The sequence below is a fragment of the Pseudomonas fungipugnans genome, assembly GCF_029955235.1.
GTDB classification, from domain to species: Bacteria; Pseudomonadota; Gammaproteobacteria; order Pseudomonadales; family Pseudomonadaceae; genus Aquipseudomonas; species Aquipseudomonas fungipugnans.
This window is the reverse complement of sequence record NZ_JARBWL010000002.1, coordinates 2,935,455-2,955,353: the sequence shown is the minus strand read 5'-3', so window position 1 is coordinate 2,955,353 and position 19,899 is coordinate 2,935,455. Positions and strand designations below refer to the sequence as shown.

Genomic DNA, 19,899 nt, shown 5'->3' with positions numbered 1-19,899 from the left:
GATGCTGGCGTATATTTTTCGGCGACTGCTGCTGATCATCCCGACCTTGTTCGGCATTTTGCTGATCAACTTCGTGATCATCCAGGCCGCCCCCGGTGGCCCGGTGGAACAGATGATCGCCAAGCTCGAAGGCTTCGAAGGCGCCACCAGCCGTATTGCCGGCGGCGGTGCCGAGGTGTCGGTGGCCGGCTCCGCCTATCGCGGTGCGCAGGGCCTGGACCCGGCGCTGGTCAAGGAAATCGAGCACATGTACGGCTTCGACAAATCGGCGCCGGAACGTCTGTGGATCATGATCAAGAACTACGCCACGCTGGATTTTGGCGACAGCTTTTTCCGCGACGCCAAGGTCATCGACCTGATCAAGGAAAAGATGCCGGTGTCGATTTCCCTCGGGCTGTGGAGCACGCTGATCATGTACCTGGTGTCGATCCCGCTGGGGATCGCCAAGGCCACGCGGCACGGTAGCCACTTCGACGTCTGGACCAGCTCGGCAATCATCGTCGGCTACGCGATCCCGGCATTCCTGTTTGCAATTCTGCTGATCGTGGTGTTTGCCGGTGGCAGTTATTTCGACTGGTTCCCGTTACGGGGCCTGACCTCGAACAACTTCGCCGAGCTGAGCATGGGCGGCAAGGTCCTCGACTACTTCTGGCACCTCGCATTGCCGGTCACCGCGCTGGTGATCGGCAACTTCGCGACCATGACCCTGCTGACCAAGAACAGCTTCCTCGACGAGATCAATAAACAGTACGTGGTTACCGCCAAGGCCAAGGGCCTGACCAACCATCGCGTGCTGTACGGCCATGTATTTCGCAACGCCATGCTGCTGGTGATTGCCGGGTTCCCATCGGCATTCATCGGCATCTTCTTCACCGGTTCGTTGCTGGTGGAAGTGATTTTCTCCCTGGACGGCCTCGGCCTGATGAGTTTTGAAGCGGCGATCAACCGTGATTACCCGGTGGTGTTCGGCACGCTGTTCATCTTCACCCTGCTGGGGCTGGTGGTGAAACTGATTGGCGACCTGACCTACACCCTGGTCGATCCGCGCATCGACTTCGAACACCGGGAGCATTGAGATGAACCTGTCCCCTCTCAATCGCCGCCGTTTCGAACTGTTCAAGGCCAACAAGCGTGGCTGGTGGTCGCTGTGGCTGTTCCTGATCCTGTTTGGCGCCAGCCTGGGCGCCGAGCTGATCGCCAACGACAAACCGCTGGCGGTGCATTACGACAACGGCTGGTATTTCCCGGCGCTCAAGCGTTACCCGGAAACCGCCTTCGGCGGCGAATTCCCACTGGAAGCCAACTACAAGAGCCCGTACATCCGCGAACTGCTCAAGGCCAAGGACGCGTGGATTTTGTGGGCGCCAATCCCCTACAGCTATCAGAGCATCAACTACGACCTGAAAGTCCCGGCTCCGGCGCCGCCCTCGGCGGACAACCTGCTGGGCACCGACGACCAGGGCCGTGACGTGCTGGCCCGGGTGATTTACGGCTTCCGCATTTCGGTACTGTTTGCCCTGACTTTGACCATTCTCAGCTCGATCATCGGCGTGATCGCCGGGGCGTTGCAGGGTTTCTACGGCGGCTGGGTCGATCTGGCCGGGCAGCGTTTCCTGGAAATCTGGTCCGGGCTGCCGGTGCTGTACCTGCTGATCATTCTCGCCAGTTTTGTGCAACCGAACTTCTGGTGGCTGCTGGGGATCATGCTGCTTTTCTCGTGGATGAGCCTGGTGGACGTGGTGCGCGCCGAGTTCCTGCGCGGGCGTAACCTGGAATATGTGCGTGCGGCACGGGCGCTGGGCATGGAGAACGGCGGGATCATGTTCCGCCACATCCTGCCCAACGCCATGGTCTCGACCATGACCTTCATGCCGTTCATCCTCACCGGTGCCATCGGCACGCTGACCGCCCTGGATTTCCTCGGTTTCGGTTTGCCGGCCGGTAGCCCGTCGCTCGGTGAACTGGTGGCCCAGGGCAAATCCAACCTGCAGGCGCCGTGGCTGGGGATCAGCGCGTTTGCGGTACTGGCCCTGATGTTGAGTCTGCTGGTGTTCATCGGCGAGTCCGCTCGCGATGCCTTCGACCCGAGGAAGTGAAATGAGTCAGGAAAATCTGATCGAAGTACGCGACCTGGCCGTCGAATTTGTCGTCGGCGAGCGGGTGCAACGGGTGGTCGAGGGCGTGAGTTTCGACATCAGGCGCGGCGAGACCCTGGCGCTGGTGGGCGAAAGCGGCTCTGGCAAATCGGTGACCGCACACTCGATCCTGCGCCTGCTGCCCTACCCGCTGGCCCGCCATCCGTCCGGGACCATCACTTATTCCGGGCAAAATCTGCTGGACCTGAAAGAGAAAACCATCCGCCACATTCGTGGCAACCGGATCGCGATGATCTTTCAGGAGCCGATGACCTCGCTCAACCCGCTGCACTCGATCGAGAAGCAGATCAACGAAGTGCTGGGCATCCACAAGGGTTTGACAGGCAAGGTCGCGACCAAACGCACGCTGGAGCTGCTGGAGATGGTCGGCATCCCCGAGCCGCACAAGCGCCTCAAGGCCCTGCCCCACGAGTTGTCCGGCGGCCAGCGCCAGCGGGTGATGATCGCCATGGCCCTGGCCAACGAGCCGGAACTGCTGATCGCCGACGAGCCGACCACCGCGCTGGACGTGACCGTGCAGCTGAAAATCCTCGAATTGCTCAAGGAATTACAGGCCCGTCTGGGCATGGCGCTGTTACTGATCAGTCACGATTTGAACCTGGTGCGAAGAATTGCGCACCGAGTATGTGTCATGCAGCGCGGTTGCATCGTCGAACAGGCATCGTGCGAGGAGTTGTTCCGCGCGCCGCAGCATCCGTACACTCGGGAACTGCTGGCAGCGGAGCCCAGCGGCAAGCCGGCGACCAACGTGATCGGCCCGCCGTTGCTGCAGGTCGAGGACCTGAAAGTCTGGTTTCCGATCAAGAAAGGCTTTCTCAAAAGCACGGTGGATTACGTCAAGGCGGTGGACGGCATCAATTTCAGCCTGCCCCAGGGCCAGACCCTGGGGATCGTGGGAGAAAGCGGTTCCGGCAAATCCACCCTGGGCCTGGCGATTTTGCGGCTGATCGGCAGCAAAGGCGCCATACGTTTTGAAGGCAACCAGCTAGACTGCCTGACGCAGAAACAGGTTCGCCCGTTACGGCGGGAGATGCAGGTGGTGTTTCAGGACCCGTTCGGCAGCCTGAGCCCCAGGATGTGCGTGGGCCAGATCGTCGGCGAAGGCCTGCGGATCCACAAGATGGGTACCGAGGCCGAGCAGGAACAAGCGATAATTGCAGCACTCAGGGAGGTAGGCCTGGACCCGGAAACCCGGAACCGCTACCCCCACGAATTTTCCGGTGGGCAGCGGCAGAGAATCGCCATTGCCCGGGCGTTAGTGCTAAAACCGGCGTTGATCTTGCTGGACGAGCCGACTTCGGCCCTCGACCGCACCGTTCAGCGCCAAGTGGTGGAGCTTTTGCGTTCGCTACAAACCAAGTACAACCTGACGTATCTGTTTATCAGCCATGACCTGGCTGTCGTCAAAGCGCTGAGCCACCAGTTGATGGTGGTCAAGCATGGCCAAGTGGTCGAACAGGGTGACGCGCAAAGCATCTTTGCCGCCCCCCAACATCCGTATACACAGCAGTTGCTGGAAGCCGCTTTCCTGGCACCAGCCACTGCGCAATAACCTGAAAGAGGAGCAACACATGGGTTTTCTCGCCGGTAAGCGCGTACTGATCGTCGGTGTCGCCAGCAAGCTGTCCATCGCATCCGGCATCGCTGCCGCCATGCATCGCGAGGGCGCTGAGCTTGCCTTCACTTATCAGAACGACAAACTCAAGGGTCGTGTCGAAGAATTCGCACAAGGCTGGGGCTCGAGCCCTGAGCTGTGCTTCCCGTGCGACGTGGCCAGCGATGCCGAAATCGCCAAGGTCTTCGAAGAACTGAGCAAGAAGTGGGACGGCCTGGACTGCATCGTGCACTCCGTGGGCTTCGCACCGGGCGACCAACTGGACGGCGACTTCACCGAAGCCACCACCCGTGAAGGCTTCCGCATCGCTCACGACATCAGCGCCTACAGCTTCGTGGCCCTGGCCAAGGCTGGCCGCGAAATGATGAAAGGCCGCAATGGCAGCCTGCTGACCCTGTCGTACCTGGGTGCCGAGCGCACCATGCCGAATTACAACGTGATGGGCATGGCCAAGGCTTCGCTGGAAGCTGGCGTGCGTTACCTGGCCGGTTCCCTGGGCCCGGACGGCACCCGCGTCAACTGCGTATCGGCTGGCCCGATCCGCACCCTGGCGGCTTCCGGCATTAAGAACTTCCGCAAGATGCTGGCCGCCAACGAAGCGCAAACCCCGCTGCGTCGCAACGTCACCATCGACGAAGTCGGCAACGCCGGCGCCTTCCTGTGCTCGGACCTGGCGTCCGGCATCAGCGGCGAAATCATGTACGTAGACGGCGGCTTCAACACCACCGCCATGGGGAACCTCGAAGAGTGATCTTTGGGTAAGCCGTAAAAAACCCGCCGATTCAGGCGGGTTTTTTTATGGGTCAGGATCAACGGATCACCGCCTTCGGCTGCCGCTTTTCAAGCTTCATGGCGAAACGCCGTCGGGCTCATCCCCGTCCACCGCTTGAACGCCCGACGAAAGCTGCGCACATCGCTGTAGCCGACTTCTTCAGTAATGCGTTCAATCGACATCTCGGGGTTGGCCAGCAAACTCAGGGTGCGAGTCTGGCGCACCTGTTCCAGCAGGGTTTCAAAGGTCAGGGCATGTTCGTTCAGGCGCCTGCGCAAGGTACGGCTGCTCATGTTCAGATCGCCGGCGATTTTTTCGATATGGCTGCCCTGGGTCAGGTCCCGGGCAATCGCCCGCTCTACCGCCTGAATCAGGTCCATTTTCTGATGCACCTGCGCCGCTTCCAGCTCCAGCAGTTCGACCGCCTGACGCAAGGCCAGAGCATGATGATTGGGCAGGCGCACATCCAGCCAGTGCGCGGCGATCAGCATGCGGTTTTGCAGGCAGCCGAAACGCACATCCGGCCCCAGCAGGCGCTCGTACTCGGCGACATAGTCCGGTGCGGCATGCATGAACTCCACGGCCAGCGGCTTGAAGTCGGCGCCCACCAGCGCCCGGCCATACACCAGCAGACTGGCGAAAAACTCCTCCACGGCAAACCGCTGCACATCGGCGAACGGCAGTCGGCATTCGACCTCGACGAATACCCGGTCCGCCGCCTCCTCCACGCTCGACACAACGATGCCGCCCGAGGTGTGCTGATGACGGATGCCCAACGCGAACGCATCGCGCAGCGTCTTGCACAGCGACAGCACATGCCCGAGCAAACCGAGGGTGCCCAGCACATTGGCAGCACCGACCCACAGGCCCAGCCCCTGATTGGGCAGCAGCTTGAGTGCGCGCTGGATCATGGCCACGGCCTGGCGATAGGAAATCCGCTGCGCCGGGTCTTGCAGATCGTCGAGGGTAAAGCCCAGGCCACGGCACAGGCTCTGGGCATCGACGCCTTTGTGTGCGGCAACTTCGGCCAGGGTTTGCAACAGGAATGGCGACACCAGCGCCAGTTCATAGGTGGGGTCGAGGACTTTCATCTGCATGGGGCAAGGCATCCCGGATCAAGCTGAATTCTTATTTTTGTTACTGCTTGTTTCGAGGAAAAGTAGCACAGGGCGTAAATGCTGTCCGCAGAAGTCCCCTTGCCTGGCCGCCAATACCCTGCCCTGCAAGGCCCGGAGCGCTTATTTCTATGACATCCGCCAACAACAATAAAAACGGGTACAGACATGCATTCGACACGCACCACTTTCTTCTTGCGATGGGCGCTGGGGCTCGCCGGCAGCGCGGTCATGGCCGTGCCTGCGCTGGCCACCGAGGCAGGCGTGGACAACATAGGCCCCGGCACCGACGGCTTTTTCATGTTGCCGCTGGACATCAACAGCCTTCCGGACAACATGGTTGCGTTCAACGTCTACTACAACCATTACAAAGCCACGAAGCTCACTATCAGCTCGTTTGGCGGCAAGGTGCCGAACGTCGATATAGAATCCACGGCGGTAATTCCGCGCCTGGATTACCTGAGCCCGCTGCATGTCTTCGGCGGACGCCTGGCCGGTTACATCGCGCAGCCTTGGCTCAAGCAGCAAGTGTCGGTATTCGGCCAGAGCGACACCCGCGAAGGCATGGGTGACACCACCCTCGCGCCGATCATTCTCTGGGACATGGGCAAAAACCTGACCCTCGGCGCAGCCCTGGAAGTCACCGTGCCCACCGGTGAATACAGCGTCGATCGCCTGGCCAACACCAGCAACAACTTCTACACCTACAAACCGTTGTTCTCCTTCACCTGGCTGCCGACGGAAAACACCGAACTGTCGATGAAGACCACCTACAGCTTCAACGAGAAAAACAAGGACACCGACTACACCTCGGGGCAGATTTTCCACTTCGATTATTCCGCCAGCTACAAGGTGACCGAGAACCTGATGCTGGGTCTCAACGGTTACTACCTCAAGCAAACCACCGACGACAAACAATACGGCAAGACCGTGCAGTTCAATGGCCAGGACGTGAACGACGGCGTACGCGGCCAGGTGTTCGCCATCGGCCCGGCACTGCACCTGACTTTCCTTGAATACGCCAGCGCCGAAATCCGCTGGGCCAGGGAGTTCGACGTGGAAAACCGGCCGCAGGGCGACATGCTGTGGGCGAAGGTGAGTATTCCGTATGCGTTTTAAAGGGCAGGCTGCACACCACACACAGGGATCGGCTGGGCATGCAAAATTCTGTGTACGACGCCAATCCAATGTGGGAGCGAGCCTGCTCGCGAAGGCGATTGCATATTCAACTTTGATGGTGGCTGACGCACGCGTTATTTCGCGCAAAAAAAGGGGCAACCAAAATGGCTGCCCCGAGGTGGTACAACGAGAGTTCTATAGCGTCAGCTGACCGCGCTCCTCTTCGGTGAGTTGTTGGCGGGTCTGTTCATCCAGCGTGCCCGCGCCCAGCACCTGGACAGGGCTGTTGGGGTTGTACCCCGGTGCAGGCGCGCGGCTGGCGCCATCACGCGAAGGCGCCAACTGCTCCGAACCAAAGCTCAACACCTGCACGGTAAACACCGATGCCTGGTTCTGCCGCGCTGCCGCTTGTTGCTGGCGCGATACGTCTTCGGCGGCCTGGGTCGCCGAGGTGGCCGCCGAGCTGGCGGAGGTGATCGCACCGGTGTTGACCGACGCCGTCATCGGCACGCCGGACGATTTGCCCTGGGTCTGGATGTTCGCCGCGTTCACTACGGTCAGGGCCGCGATGTTGACGTTGCCCGACACGCGAATACCTGCCTCGCCGGCATCGATGGTGCCCAATGGCGCGATCAGGTCGATGTTGCCCGGCGCCACTTCGGCAATCGGATTGAGCGTGGCAATCCCCGCCCCGGTACTCGGCACCGATGGCGACAGCGTGACGTTGCCCCAGGTGTCATACACACGCTTGGGCGGCGTGTAGACCACGGTGGTTTTCGAGCCTCGGCCGGCGTTGATGTCGCCCTGCGACGACCAGCCCAGAATCGACCCGCCGAAGGTGGTCATGATTCGGCTCTGACCCAGCAGGATGCTGCCCTGGGAGTACAGCGCAATATTGCCGGCGCCCTGGGTGATGATCCCCGCCGTGGACGGTGGGGCCGCGCCTTCGATGCCGAACACCTGGCCACCACCGGGGGTGAGCATCTGGATGTCGCCGCCAAACAGCGTCTTGATTCCGGCACCGCCATACAAGGTGATATCGCCATCGTAACGCAGCGCATGACCTGCCACGTCATGGGTGGGGAACAACGCGGCAATCGCGTTGCGCCCCCGCAGGTAGCTGCCCTGACGCGGGCCGCTCGCGTCGTTGTACTCCAGGCCACCGGCACGTAGCTCGGCGAAGTACACCTGTCGCGCAAACACGGCCTGCTCGGCAGTCGACAGCGTGGTGAAGAACGCCCGCGCCTGCTCTTCGTTGCCGCTGAAACCGTAGCCCAACGTCAGCCAGGCCTGCAGATCTTCTCCGTAGGTCTTGACCACTTTGCCCGGTTGTTCGCCGAGGGTCATGCCGGGGCTGGCAAGGTGTTGCGGGTCGAGATAACGGGCGATGAACGTCCCGTAATCGGGGCCTTGCGTGCCCGCGCCGGCCTGTAGCACCAGGCTTGCCCCCGGTCGATGATCCCCGGCCAGTACCGGCCCGATGCTGGTGATGCTGGCGCGGTCTTCCATGAGGATGTTGCGACCGGCATCGATCTCCAACGTACCGGGGCCGGCGATATCGAAGCTGCTGTAGAGAATGTCGCGCCCGGCCGAAATCCGCGACACCGCCCGTGGGTCGTCATGGATAAACAGGTTGCCGGTCGAAGTGATGCTGTCCCGGCCGTTGCCCATTTCCAGGGGCACGGCTGTCGGTTTGCCCAGGTCTGTACCAGCGGCCACGATGTCGCGTCCGGCCAGCATCCACACCGGCCCGGCCCCTTCGTACCAGGTGCGCCCGGAATCGCTGAAGTGCAGGGTCTCGCCACTGCGGATGCCGATCAGATCACCGGTCAACGCATAGAAGCGTGCGGGTGCCTGCACCCCGCCCAGGCCCGAATAGCTGTCGGCGCCAAAGGCAAACAGCGGATAACGCAGGTTTTTATCCGCAGCCACACCCTCGCTACCGCGATTGGTCAGAATCGGCGTACTGGAAAGCGCATTGCCATAGCCATTGAACGCTGGCGCAAACGGCGTGGCGATGGCCAGCGCACTGGCGCCGGATTGATTGATCGCGTAGCCGCCGGCGTAGATCGAATCACCCGCCAGCAGTTCAAGTTGCCCGGCGTTCGAGGGCGCCAGCAACAGCGAATAACCCTGCGCCGGGAACAACCCGCCCACTGCGCCATAAGCCGCCGACGGCCCCGCATAAATAGAGCCCTGGGCGGCAACCGCACGCAGAATCGAGGGGAACACGAAACGACCATCAGTGGGTGACGTATTGCGGCCCGAAACGGGACTCTGACCCACATCGATCTCTGCCATCTGAGTGCTCGGCGTGAGGTTGCCACCGGCCGAGAACAGATCAATGGCGGTGTGATCAGTCCACAACGTGAAGCCGCTCAAACCACCTCCCGGGTGCTCAACCCCGTCAGCGGTGGTAAAGGGCGTGGAGTTCTGCAACCGCACCCGGCCGGGGTCCGATGCGCCCCCCAACACCAGGTCGCCACGGCTGTTCAGGCGCATGCCCGAGTCACCGGGGATCAACACCAGGCCGCCGCTGGCGCTGCCCATGGTGGAGTTGAACGGGTCATAGGCGCGGGTTTCACGAGGGTCCTGAAAGATGGAAAACGCGCCGTATTGCAGGTTGATCCCGCCCACGGCGCTACTGGTCAGTTGAGCCGCGCCTCGCAGGTTGATCAACGCGCCTTGCAGATCATGCTGCGGCGTGCCGGTTGCGGACTGCCCTGCCCGTGCCTGCAACGAAGGATTGAGCGTACCGCCGATGCGAATGTCCATGTCGCCGCCACCGGTCAGTTGCAGGTTGGCGTCGCTGCCCACTCGACCGGTACTGCCAACCGCCACGATCAGCCCCTGACTGCGCGGGTAAAGATTATTCACACCGCCGCCAAGGGCCTTGAGCATGCCGCCGTCACCGCCGGCACGCAGGCTGATGTTACCGCCGCCCAAGGTGCCGAACCCGGTGAACCCCACCAGATACGGCCCGCTGTCGGCGTTCTGGTCGGGCAGTGGCTGGGCCGCATAGCTGCCGAAATTGATCCACCAGGCGGTGGGTATATCGTCGTTGCCAGTGCCTTGGCGCCACAGCCAGTTCCCCACGGCGACGCTCGGCACCTGTTCACGGATCTCGGCGCCATTGACCAACGCACGACGCCCGAGCACATCCCCCGACACCGACCCGCCGGCATGGATAGCCAGGTTGCCACCCCTCTGCGGATACCAGGCCTGATAGAGACTCTCGGTGCCGCCGTTGACCCATTTTTCGTAGTCGACGCCCGCACGGCCCAACACCGAACCATCGTCCGACAGCCGACCGCGAGGCTGGTTGTAGCGCGGATCGACATCGCCCGACTGGGTGCCGGCGGTGTACACGCCAAAGGGCGAATCCATGCTCAGGTTGCCGGCGGCCATCAGGTCCAGATCGCCGGTGCCGGTGCGCAGTACGCTGAACATCTGCGAATGAACGGCAACACTGATACCCCCTTTGTTCGGGGTACAGGAACCGGGGTCGATATCACACCAGAACAGATCATCATCAATGATCGGCGTCCCCGGTGGCATGCCGATGATGTTGCCTTCCGCCCACAGGAACCTCGCCGGTGCGATACAGGCGCCCGGAAAAATATCGCAGTAGAACAGATCATCATCGCTTACCGCTTCGCCGGCCGGGTAGCCCAGCGGGTTGCCATCCGCCCAGACGGTCTGGAGCTTTTTCTCGGTCACTTTCAAGCCGTAATGGCTGTCCGCCAGCCGCAGATTGCCTTCGCGGGTTACTGGTTTCACGGCGCGGCTGTCGGCGGCTTCCAGGTCCGACCCGGCGACCACGCGCATCGACCAGGACGCACTGCCCGACGGCAACATGCTCGCCACTGCCCAGTTGCGACCCTGTTGCGTCCCACCCAAGGGACGCAACTCGATAAACGCCGTGCCATCGGCCAACACCACGTCAGTCATGGACGGAATCAGCGAGCCGCGCAGCAACGCCAGCGCACCGTTCAGCCGCACGCCTTTGACGCCTGGCACATCCGCTTCGACCGTACCCGGCAACGGCACGCCCTTGGGCCAGAGCATGGCTTGCAGCGCGGTGGCCGTGTTCAACCGAGTACCGGCACCCAGCCGGCTGCCGGCGGGCAAGGTCAGGCTGTCGCTGAGCAAGGTGCCGGCGGCGTACAACAGATTACCGGCGGCGTCATGCACGGCAGCGGCCAATACGGTGCCGGCGTTGAAGGTGTAAGGCCCGGCCAGAATACCCTCGGCCGGCAACAACGTACCGCTCGCCAGGGTCGAGCCCTGAATCGGCACGTCGTAATTCAAGGTAGTCCCCGCCGGGAACTGCGTGCCCTCGGCCAGCGTGACCCCGGCGCCCGGCACGATCAGGTCACCGCCGAACGGCTGCACACCCGGCAACAGTTTCCAGCCGGCGTCGTCCACGGTTTCCGGTGGCGGTGCAAAGCCGTCGTTGAGGCTGCCATGAATGTCGAGATTGCCCCCGGCGCGAATCACCAGATTGCCGGCTTCGCCGGAGCCATAGACCGCAGTTTGTTGCGTGTGCGGATTGAGGCTGGCGTAGCGATAACCGGACAAGTCCAGATCACCCTGCACCACCAGGTCGCCGTCGGTGCTTTTGCTGGCGATTTCCACGCCGGGGCGCAGGTGGAAAGCGTCGGCATACGTGGCGTTGTTCAGGCCGGCCAGTTTGCGTTGCAGCAAGTCACTGTTTGCCAGTGCCGCGTTGATGAACGTGGTGCTGTCGCCATGAATACGATCCAGATACGCCTGATCGATCACCTGATACGGTCGGCCGCTGGCCGCCGGGTCGGTGCCGTCCTCGGCGTCGATATAGCGGCGCGTGGCGTTGAGGCCGATGGAGCGTGCGCCCTGGATATTCAGTGCACCGCTGGCGTCGATGGCGATATCGCCGACACCCAGACGCGGGGCGTTCAATTCCAGGGTGCCGCGCGGGCGCCCGTCGTGCTGGCCAGGCAAGGCGCCGGTTAGTGCGTCGGTGCCGTGGCGCAGGTCGATCCGCGCGCCTGAAGCCATGGTCAGCACGCCGTCGCCGGAATTGAGTTCGACCACGGCGCGGTTCGGTGCATCGATGATCTTGCCGTAACTGTCGACCCGCAGCACGCGGCTATGGGCGTCGAGCACCGAATGGCCGGCCAGGGTCAGGCCGTCTTTGGCGGACAAACGAATGCTGCCGACGCGCTCGCCACTGGCATCGATCAGCCCCGCCACCGTCAAGCTGCCATTGTCCACCGAGACATTGACCTCGCCGGCCTTGAGCCCCTCGCCGATCAGCAGATTGCCTTGCTTGAGCTGGAAGCTGCGACTGCCGAACACCTGGCCGGCGTTCAAGCGCTGGTTGAGCGCGGCGAATGCCTCACTCAAGGCGCCACTGGCGCCCAACTGCCGGGCACGAATGTCGATGCCCCCGGCCTTGTACGGCACCCACGTACCGCCGGCATCGTAGTCGCCGCTGCTGGCACCGAGTATTTCGCCCTGCAAGTCGACCCCACCCGCGTCCGCCGCCAACGCCACGGCGCTGAGGTTGCCGGCCTGATTGTTCCTTGCTGACAGATCGATCCGCGAGCCGACAGCCTGACGGATATTGCCGTTGTGGCTGTAGAGCGTCACGTCGCCGCCCCAGCTGTATTTCTGCACATCGTTGAACGGCAATGTCCGCCCTGCCATGTCCAGCCAGGCGCCTTTGGCCAGGGTCAGGTCGCCCTCGGACTTGACCACCAGTTTGCCGCTGCCCAGTGCAATGCGGCTGTCGAGCAACACGTTGCGCGCTTCGAGGGTCAGTTCCGCGCCCAAGGCATCGGCCACGGCGGGTACAGCGGCGCCATTGAGTGAACTCAGCGTCAGGTCGTTGCCCGCCTTGAGCCGGTTGACCGACGCCGCTTCACCGCTGAGCAACGGCGTGCGCAGGTTCAGATTGCCGCCACTGTAGGCATAGCCGTTGAGCGGGTCGTAAGCGCCCTGCCGTTCGTATACCGACAGACTGCCCTTGTGGTTGGCGGTGATGCGTTCGCCGGCCGTCAGGTTGACGTTGGCAAAGCCCAGCGCCAGCCGGTTGTTCTGGTCCAGGCCACTGGGTTGCGGATTCGGGCCATAGCCCAATTCGATGCGTTGCGCCTGAATCTCCAGCGTGCCGTGGCCCGTGCCGGCGCCACCGGAGATGACAGCTCCCGGATCCTGAGTGGCGCCATTCCAGATCAGATTGCCGGTGCGAATAGTCGCCACATCGTTGGCATCGCCCAGACCGTAAATGGCCGGAGTGGCGAGCACCAGGTTCTGCAATTTGCTGCGCCCGGTTTGCGGATCGAGGGTGTCAAGAATGACGCTGCCCAAGAAGTTGAACGAGTCGCGGGTCGTCAGGGCAAGGGTTTCCAGCGCCGGGGCGCCGAACCGAGTGTCACCCTGCAACAGGCGATCAAGCACGTTTTGGTTGAGCGTCAAACCGGCCGGTACACGATTACCCGCGGCGGCAAGGGCCTCGCCACTGCCGGCGTTCACCGAGCCCACTGCCAGGGCCAGATGACGCGTGCCGAACCCCACGGATTCGCCCAGCTCGAACTGGTTGTCGGTGGCGGCAGTGATGCTGCCACTGGAATAGAGCAGCGCCGAGTTGCTGCACTCGGCAGTTGAGCAACTGCCGATGCGGATGCTGCCAGCGCCCTGCAAGCCGTTGCCCGGCGCAGGCGCCAGGACATTGCTCCAGCCATTGGACACCACCAGCAAACTGGCCGCCCCTGGCTGGTAGACGAAGCCGGCCGTGGAGTCGTAAGGCACATCGCCGCGACCCAGGGTGTTGATGCCGGCGCCGGCTTCAATCGTGATAGCGCCAGCCGCCGAGTCGGTACGCAGCAGGACTTCGGGCGCGGCGAGCATCGCGCCTTCACGCAGGGTGATGCTGGACGTGTTGCCCTTGAAGTCGACGATATTGCCCGCTGTCCCGTATATCACACTCGGGGTCGCGCCAATGGCCAGGCGTCCGGCGCCCAGATTGTTGAGGCTGTCGGCATACAGTGCAGGCCCCTTGAAGCCTTCGGTTCGCGAATGCCCTGCGCCGAGAATTTCAACGTCCGCCCCGACACTGCCTCGCACCACCGCGGTCCCGGCCACACCGCCCGTGGCAGCGCCGAACAACGCCTGGCCGTTGAAGTCCAGGGCGATGTCGTGGCGACCACCGTCGGTGAGAAACAGATTAAGGCTCTTGGCGTCCATCGGCGCCAACGCCCGTGGCAAGCCGCGACGCGCCGCATCGCTCTGCACGAACTGGCTGAAGCTGGTTTCGTTGTACTGGGAATAGCGGCGCAGGACGTCGGCGGACGTCAAGACGAGTTGACTGGCCAGACTGTCACGTACGCCGGTATTGGCAATCGACAGCTGACCGGAACTGCTCCATGAGCCGTTACGCATCGCCAGCGCACCGCTCATGGCCGCTGGCGCAGCCTGACCGTTGACCTCGACCCGGAACGCACCGGGCAACAGGGCAAAGGTCGAGGGCAGCAAGGTGTAAGTGCCCGCCGCCAGCCCCGGCACGCCGGCGCCAATCGTGATCTGCTGACCGATACGCGGATCGACCGCGCCGGCTTCGGCGAGCATGGGTGCGTAGCTGCTTTGATTGCCCGGCACGATGGCATACACCGGATTACTCGCCAGACCCGGCAGGCTGAAGGTGCCATCGCTGGCATTGCGCACCAGCGGATTGAAGCGCGCATCGGTGGAACCGCCGCGCCCGGAGATGAAACCGGCACCGCGCAAATCACCGCCACCGGACAGATCGATCAACGCACCGTTCTGCACATCGATGTACTGCGAGGTCATCGTCACGCCGGCGCTGTCGCCGCTGATGCCCTGCAACACCACGGAGCTGCCGTTATAGCGATAGTCGATCCCGTCAGTGGTGCCGCCATAGGGCATGACCAACCCGGCGCCGCTGACCGATGTCACGCTGCCCGGCAGCACATGCAGTTCTGCGGTTTTGGTGATGAGGTTGTCTCCAAGGGTAATCAGCCCCAGCGGTGCCCGGATGACACCGCCCTGCTCGATCCGGCTGGCGGCCAGCGACAGGCTGCCGAATACCGAGTACGGCAACGCCCTGGGTGCCGGTCCATGGCTGCTGATACGCAACGTATGTTCAGGCCCCGGCTGGGCGCCCTGATAGCCGACCCGCACCTCGGCCTGCACACCGCTGGCGGGGTAAATCTGGGCGGCGCCGAGGTTCAAGTCTCCCGGCGTCCACAGTTCGGATTTGACGTTGCCGCTGGTGGGTACGAGAAAGCGCAGATCACCCCTGCTGTCGAGCGACACCTGATCGAAGCCGCGACGACTGACCTCCAGCGCCGGCGCATTGAGTTGCGCAATCGTACCCTGAGTGCCGAACGACAGGCTGTTGCCCAGGTCCAGCACGTTGGCCGTGGCACTGAACTGCGCAGCCGACAGATTCGGTGTCGGGTTGTTCAGTACCCGTGGGCGGATGTTGTTGACCATGCCGTTGTAGAGGCCGATCCCGGACAGGCGCATGTAAGGTGCCGCCAGACTGATGCGGGCCGTGCCTTTGGACGCATCGGCCAACGACAGCGCGCCGGCGAACAGGCTCAGGCTCTGGTTCATGCGCAAATCGACATCACCGTCGAACGACAGCAAGCCGTTGCTCAGCAGGCTCAGATTGTCGAAGCCACCCGACATCAACCGGTCGGCACTCAGACGGGCACGGCCATAACGCAACAGCGGCGCGGCCTGCCCCGGCTGCAAGTCCGTCGGTAACGGGGACTCCTCCGATCCCTGGCCAATGATCATTTCCCTCGGCACCCGCACATCGCTGCCAGCGCGCTCACTTGGGTAGGTGGGCGTGTCCAGGGCAATGTCCAGGCGCCCCCCTGCGGCACCGACACCGCCCGCCGACGCGTGCAAGACGCCATCGATGAACAGGCCATTGTAGGAACTCAAGGCGATGCGCCCGCCGTCGGTGGCGACGCGGGTCGGTCCTTGACCGGCAATGTCCAGCAGCGCCTCGGCTCCGGACGCTTCCAGCCGCGCGCCGTCACGCACGATCACATAGGCATCGGCGGAGGTGGCCGTGGCTTTCTTCGCGTCGATCTCGCCGCCAATGATGATGCTGCCGCCCTTGCCCACCTTGCCGTACACCCGGCCCAGCGCATCCACGGCGGTGTTGGCGCGTGCGCCGACATCCAGCACCGCGTGTTCACCGATCCAGATCGAGCGCTCATGGGCCGTCGGATCCGCCTGTTGCGGCGAGGTGGCGACGTCGATCGAGCCAAACTGTTGCTGACGGATATCAATCGTGCCGCCCCAGGCATTGAGTTCACCGTCGACAGTGATTTGCCCGGCGCCGCGCAGGTTGATGCGCTGGCCGGGATCGACGCTGATGCGCGAGCCCTGTCCGAGGGTCAGCGGGCTGCCGGCCGGGTCGATCAGACCGACCAGCGTGGCGCCGCCTTGCAGCGACAGGCTGGCGCCACCGCGTTGGGTCAGCAGGCCCTTGAGCGGGTCTTGCTGGAACAGTATCGGCGTCCACAGCTGCAGCGCAGTGTTCGGCGCCACGCCACTGGGCTGGCTGGCGGCCGCGTCGCCGAAACGGTAAACCGGCATCGTCACATCGACCACCGTGTCCGGCGCCACGTCCAGCCCGTTCAGACCAATGACGTTGTAGGCCGAGAAGCCCTTGCCGAACAGGCTCGGCGCCAGTTGCAGGGTGTGGTCGGCGACGGTGTCAGCGGCCTGACCGATCAACACGTTGTTGGCCTGAATCACCAGGCTGCCGCCGCCGGTCACGCCGTAACCACGGACCTCGCCGTCGAGCATCATGTGCGACTGACCCGGCGCACTCAGCGCGCTGGATTCCAGTGTCACATCGCCCCCCTTGCCGCCTTGGGTCTTGCCATTGGCCAGCAGCGCGCCGCCAGACGACACGTCCACTGCGCTGCCGCTGGCAAGGAGAATGTCGCCGCTGCTGCGGATCGACACCCGACCACCGTTCACATAAGCCAGGCCCGCACCGTCATCGGGGTTGGTGCGCAGGTTGCTCCACAGGCCACGGCTGTCCAGTTGCACGCCTTGCGCCACGTTCACCTGAGTTGCATTGCCGGGTGGCGCCTTGATCTGCGTGTCGTCACGTTTGTCGAAACTCAGTTGGTTGAGCACGTTGCCCAACTGCAGGCTGCCGCCACGGGCGATCAGGTTGGCGTTGACCTGCACATCCGGGCCGTACAGGGTGATGTCGCCGCCGGTGTCGACGGTCAGCACCTGATTGACTTCAATCCGGTCTTTGGCCGCGACCTTCAGCGCACCGAGACGAAAGCCGTTGAGCTGCTCGGTATCGAGGAACAGCTTGCCTTGGCGCGAATCGGACACCGCGACGCTCAGGCCTTGATCGGCGCGCTCGACCGGACGCTCGCCGCCAATCTGCACGTGATCGAGCAACGGATTCAGGCCGTACAACAGGCCGCCACTGGCGGCGACATACGCCGGGTCGTAGCGGCCGACAATCAACTGCGCCCGGCGCGCCAAAGCGGTTTGCGCCTGCGCATAGCCGTCGAGCCCGGCACGCGGCGCCTGGTTCTGCCGTTCACCCTGGAACACTTCGCCGAGCAGTTGGCCGTCGAGCAGCGCGTTGCCGGTGGCAATCACCAGTTGCCCGGCATCACGGCCCACGGTGTAGCCTGACTCCTGGCGGCTGGTCGGCCCGATCAACGGGTTATCGAAATAGCGGGTCTGCCCCCAGCGCTTGCTGCTGTCTTCATAGCCTCTGTAGAAACCGCTGTAGAGCATGTCTCCCGGCGCCTTTGACACTTCGTACAGGCGCCCGTCCGCCCCGCGCAACCAGCTCTGGCGCACGGTGCCGCTCTGCACATCGAGGGTGCCGCCGGACAGGTTGATCAACGAGCCCTTTTCGCTGACCACATCGTGACCGCTGAAACTCACCGTGCCACCCTGGGCCATCCACTCGCCGATACGGTGGCCCTGAGTGCCGAGGTAGCCGCCCACTTCCAGCAAACCACCCGCGGTGTACCAGCGATCATTGGCATAGCCATTGGTGCCGGCGGGGACGAAAACCAGCTCGCGCACATCGACCCACACGTCATGGCTGTTGAGCGCGCCGCCCTCGCGGTTGATCGACGCATCACGCTGTTCGTTGCCCTGTACGTTGATCTTGATGCTGTTGGATTCCATCGCCACCTTGACGCCGATGGCGCCTGACACGTCAATCAGCGCGCCATCACGCACCAGGCTGCGCCGCCCTGCTGCCACCGCGACTTGCCCGCCGGTGGCGAGGGTGATCGAGCCGTTCTGGAACTCCACGGTGCCGCCACTGGCGACATCGATGCGCGACTGATCGCTGCGAATGCGGTTGTTCGCCGTTACACCGATCAGCGCGGCATTGTGCTGACTGTCCAGGGCCGTGAGCTCGCTGTTGTCGAGCATGACCGCTGTGACGCTGCCCTGCGCAAGCGTGACGCTGCCGGTGTTGTCGCTGGTCGGGTTGAGCAAATGCACCGTGCCACGCGTGGCCACCGAAGTACTGGCCAGCAGCACACCGTTTTGCACAACCTCGTGGCCGGTCAGGGTGATGTCGCCGGTGGCGGCCTGGATCAAGCCGCTGTTGCTGACCTTGCCCGCGCCACTGCCGGCCTTGAAGCCCGGCGTGACTTCGCTGCCGAAGGTGGTGGAAAAGCCGTTGCCCTCGGTGCCCGAGCCTTTGCGAATGTAGAAACTGTCGCCCGCGCCAAGCACGGTCTGGCCCTTGGCAGTGCTGATGGCCCCGGCATTTTCCACTTCGCTGCCCAGCAGCAAGGCATAGCCGCCGGCATCGGTGGAGACTGCCGGTTTACGGGTTTCAATTTGCGCACCGCGTTCCACCAGCACTTTGCCAGCAGCCTCGGTGAAGGTCGGCTGGCTGGCGCTGCTGTCGAAATACAGCCCGCGATCCCGGAACTGGATGTCGGTGATGTTTGCCGCCGCGGCCACCAGGTTACGCACATTGACCTGACTGGTGCCGCTGAACACGATGCCGTTGCGGTTGATCAGCATCACCGTGCCGTCGCCGTGGAGCTGGCCCTGGATCTGGCTTGGCCGCGCGCCCGGATCGTTGACCCGGTTGAGCACCGCCCAGTTCGATTGCTGGGCGAATTCCACGCGGGTACTGCGCCCGACGTTAAAGGTTTCCCAGTTGAGGATCGCCTTGTCGGCGGTCTGCTCGATCCTGACCGTGGTCTTGCCTTCGGCCTGGGTCTGTTGCGGCCCCTTGGCGTTCTGCCAGCCCTGGGTCAGGCCGGTATCGACCTTCAGGCCGCCCTCGCCCAGACCGTCCGGCACAAACTGCACGGTGTTCAATGCCGCCGCCCGCCCGGCAGCCTGCGCCGCTTGCTGTGCGGCAATCGCGGCCACGGTGTTGTTCAGGGTCTGCAACGAACGCTGCAATTGCTGACTGGCCTTTTGCTGCTGCGCCAGGGGCGGCGTCATCCCCGGCAAACCACCCGCCGCGCCAGGACGCGCCGCCGCCGCTTGCTGCGCTGCGCCCTTGGCGGCAAACCAGCCCGAACTGAACGCCGTCTGTGCCTGTGCACTGCCCGCCACCAGACACAGCGCCACCGCCTGCGCCAAGGGTTTGAGCAACCACAGCGATTGATCCGCCGAACGAGCGGCGGCACGCGGCACACAAGGGGCTTGGGTATGGCGTCGGGCTTGGCGAACGAGCATCACTACTAGGTCCTTTTCGATAGGCGCAACAGGCCGCAGGTCTGCAACACCTGCTGTTACGTCATAGGCAGTTGGCGAGCGGCGCGACCGAACGGATGTCACACAAACTTCATGATTGGGGAGTAGCTGGACGTCCCATCGCACGATGCTGCCGAAGGTTGCGATCTTTTAATCTTGAGGGCAGCGGTGATTGAACGGACGCCTTCGCGGGCAAGCCCGCTCCCCCATTGGATCGAACAGACTGCAAAAATTGGGGACGCCATCAAACCCTGCGGGAGCGGGCTTGCCCGCGAAAGCGTGCGCCCAGACAACATCATTCCCTTGCCCGCAACCGCCGCCTGATCACATCCGACTCGGGATAACGGAAAAACTTCATAGGCCGCCCCCCGCCAC

Annotated in this window: 7 protein-coding genes; 5 read left to right on the top strand and 2 right to left on the bottom strand. The window is 63.3% G+C overall.

Annotated elements, in window-relative coordinates:
* Position 1 precedes the first annotated feature (1 nt).
* The 4 genes from POF45_RS28950 to fabI are packed head-to-tail and all read left to right on the top strand — an operon-like array spanning position 2 to position 4,522.
* Entirely contained in the window at positions 2-1,075 is a 1,074-nt protein-coding gene (locus POF45_RS28950) for a microcin C ABC transporter permease YejB (protein WP_259502576.1), read from the top strand.
* Position 1,076: 1 nt separating this feature from the next.
* Positions 1,077-2,096, top strand: coding sequence for an ABC transporter permease (locus tag POF45_RS28945; protein WP_259502575.1), 1,020 nt, complete (start codon positions 1,077-1,079; stop codon positions 2,094-2,096).
* A gap of 1 nt (position 2,097) precedes the next feature.
* A complete protein-coding gene (locus tag POF45_RS28940) occupies positions 2,098-3,708 on the top strand; it encodes an ABC transporter ATP-binding protein (protein ID WP_259502574.1) in 1,611 nt (536 codons plus the stop codon).
* 19 nt (positions 3,709-3,727) lie between these two features.
* Positions 3,728-4,522: an enoyl-ACP reductase FabI gene (gene fabI / locus POF45_RS28935; protein WP_259502573.1), complete on the top strand. Its 795-nt coding sequence runs from the start codon at positions 3,728-3,730 to the stop codon at positions 4,520-4,522.
* A gap of 89 nt (positions 4,523-4,611) precedes the next feature.
* On the opposite strand, the gene POF45_RS28930 is transcribed toward fabI, so the two are convergent.
* Positions 4,612-5,640 (bottom strand): AraC family transcriptional regulator, encoded by a 1,029-nt coding sequence (locus POF45_RS28930; RefSeq protein WP_282317347.1) that lies wholly within the window; start codon positions 5,638-5,640, stop codon positions 4,612-4,614.
* A gap of 249 nt (positions 5,641-5,889) precedes the next feature.
* On the opposite strand from POF45_RS28930, the gene POF45_RS28925 reads away from it, so the two are divergent.
* A complete protein-coding gene (locus POF45_RS28925) occupies positions 5,890-6,777 on the top strand; it encodes a SphA family protein (protein ID WP_259503159.1) in 888 nt (295 codons plus the stop codon).
* Between the two features lie 195 nt (positions 6,778-6,972).
* Here the strand turns inward: POF45_RS28925 and POF45_RS28920 are convergent, their stop codons facing one another.
* On the bottom strand, positions 6,973-19,506 hold the full coding sequence (locus tag POF45_RS28920; RefSeq protein ID WP_282317346.1) for a filamentous hemagglutinin family protein: 12,534 nt from the start codon (positions 19,504-19,506) through the stop codon (positions 6,973-6,975).
* Between the last annotated feature and the right edge of the window lie 393 nt (positions 19,507-19,899).

Excerpts from the sequence above, each read along its gene's own strand:
- POF45_RS28950 (WP_259502576.1), top strand. The coding sequence starts at position 2 with ATGCTGGCGTATATTTTTCGGCGACTGCTGCTGATCATCCCGACCTTG.
- POF45_RS28945 (WP_259502575.1), top strand. The coding sequence starts at position 1,077 with ATGAACCTGTCCCCTCTCAATCGCCGCCGTTTCGAACTGTTCAAGGCC.
- POF45_RS28940 (WP_259502574.1), top strand. The coding sequence starts at position 2,098 with ATGAGTCAGGAAAATCTGATCGAAGTACGCGACCTGGCCGTCGAATTT.
- fabI (WP_259502573.1), top strand. The coding sequence starts at position 3,728 with ATGGGTTTTCTCGCCGGTAAGCGCGTACTGATCGTCGGTGTCGCCAGC.
- POF45_RS28930 (WP_282317347.1), bottom strand. The coding sequence starts at position 5,640 with ATGCAGATGAAAGTCCTCGACCCCACCTATGAACTGGCGCTGGTGTCG.
- POF45_RS28925 (WP_259503159.1), top strand. The coding sequence starts at position 5,890 with ATGGCCGTGCCTGCGCTGGCCACCGAGGCAGGCGTGGACAACATAGGC.
- POF45_RS28920 (WP_282317346.1), bottom strand. The coding sequence starts at position 19,506 with ATGCTCGTTCGCCAAGCCCGACGCCATACCCAAGCCCCTTGTGTGCCG.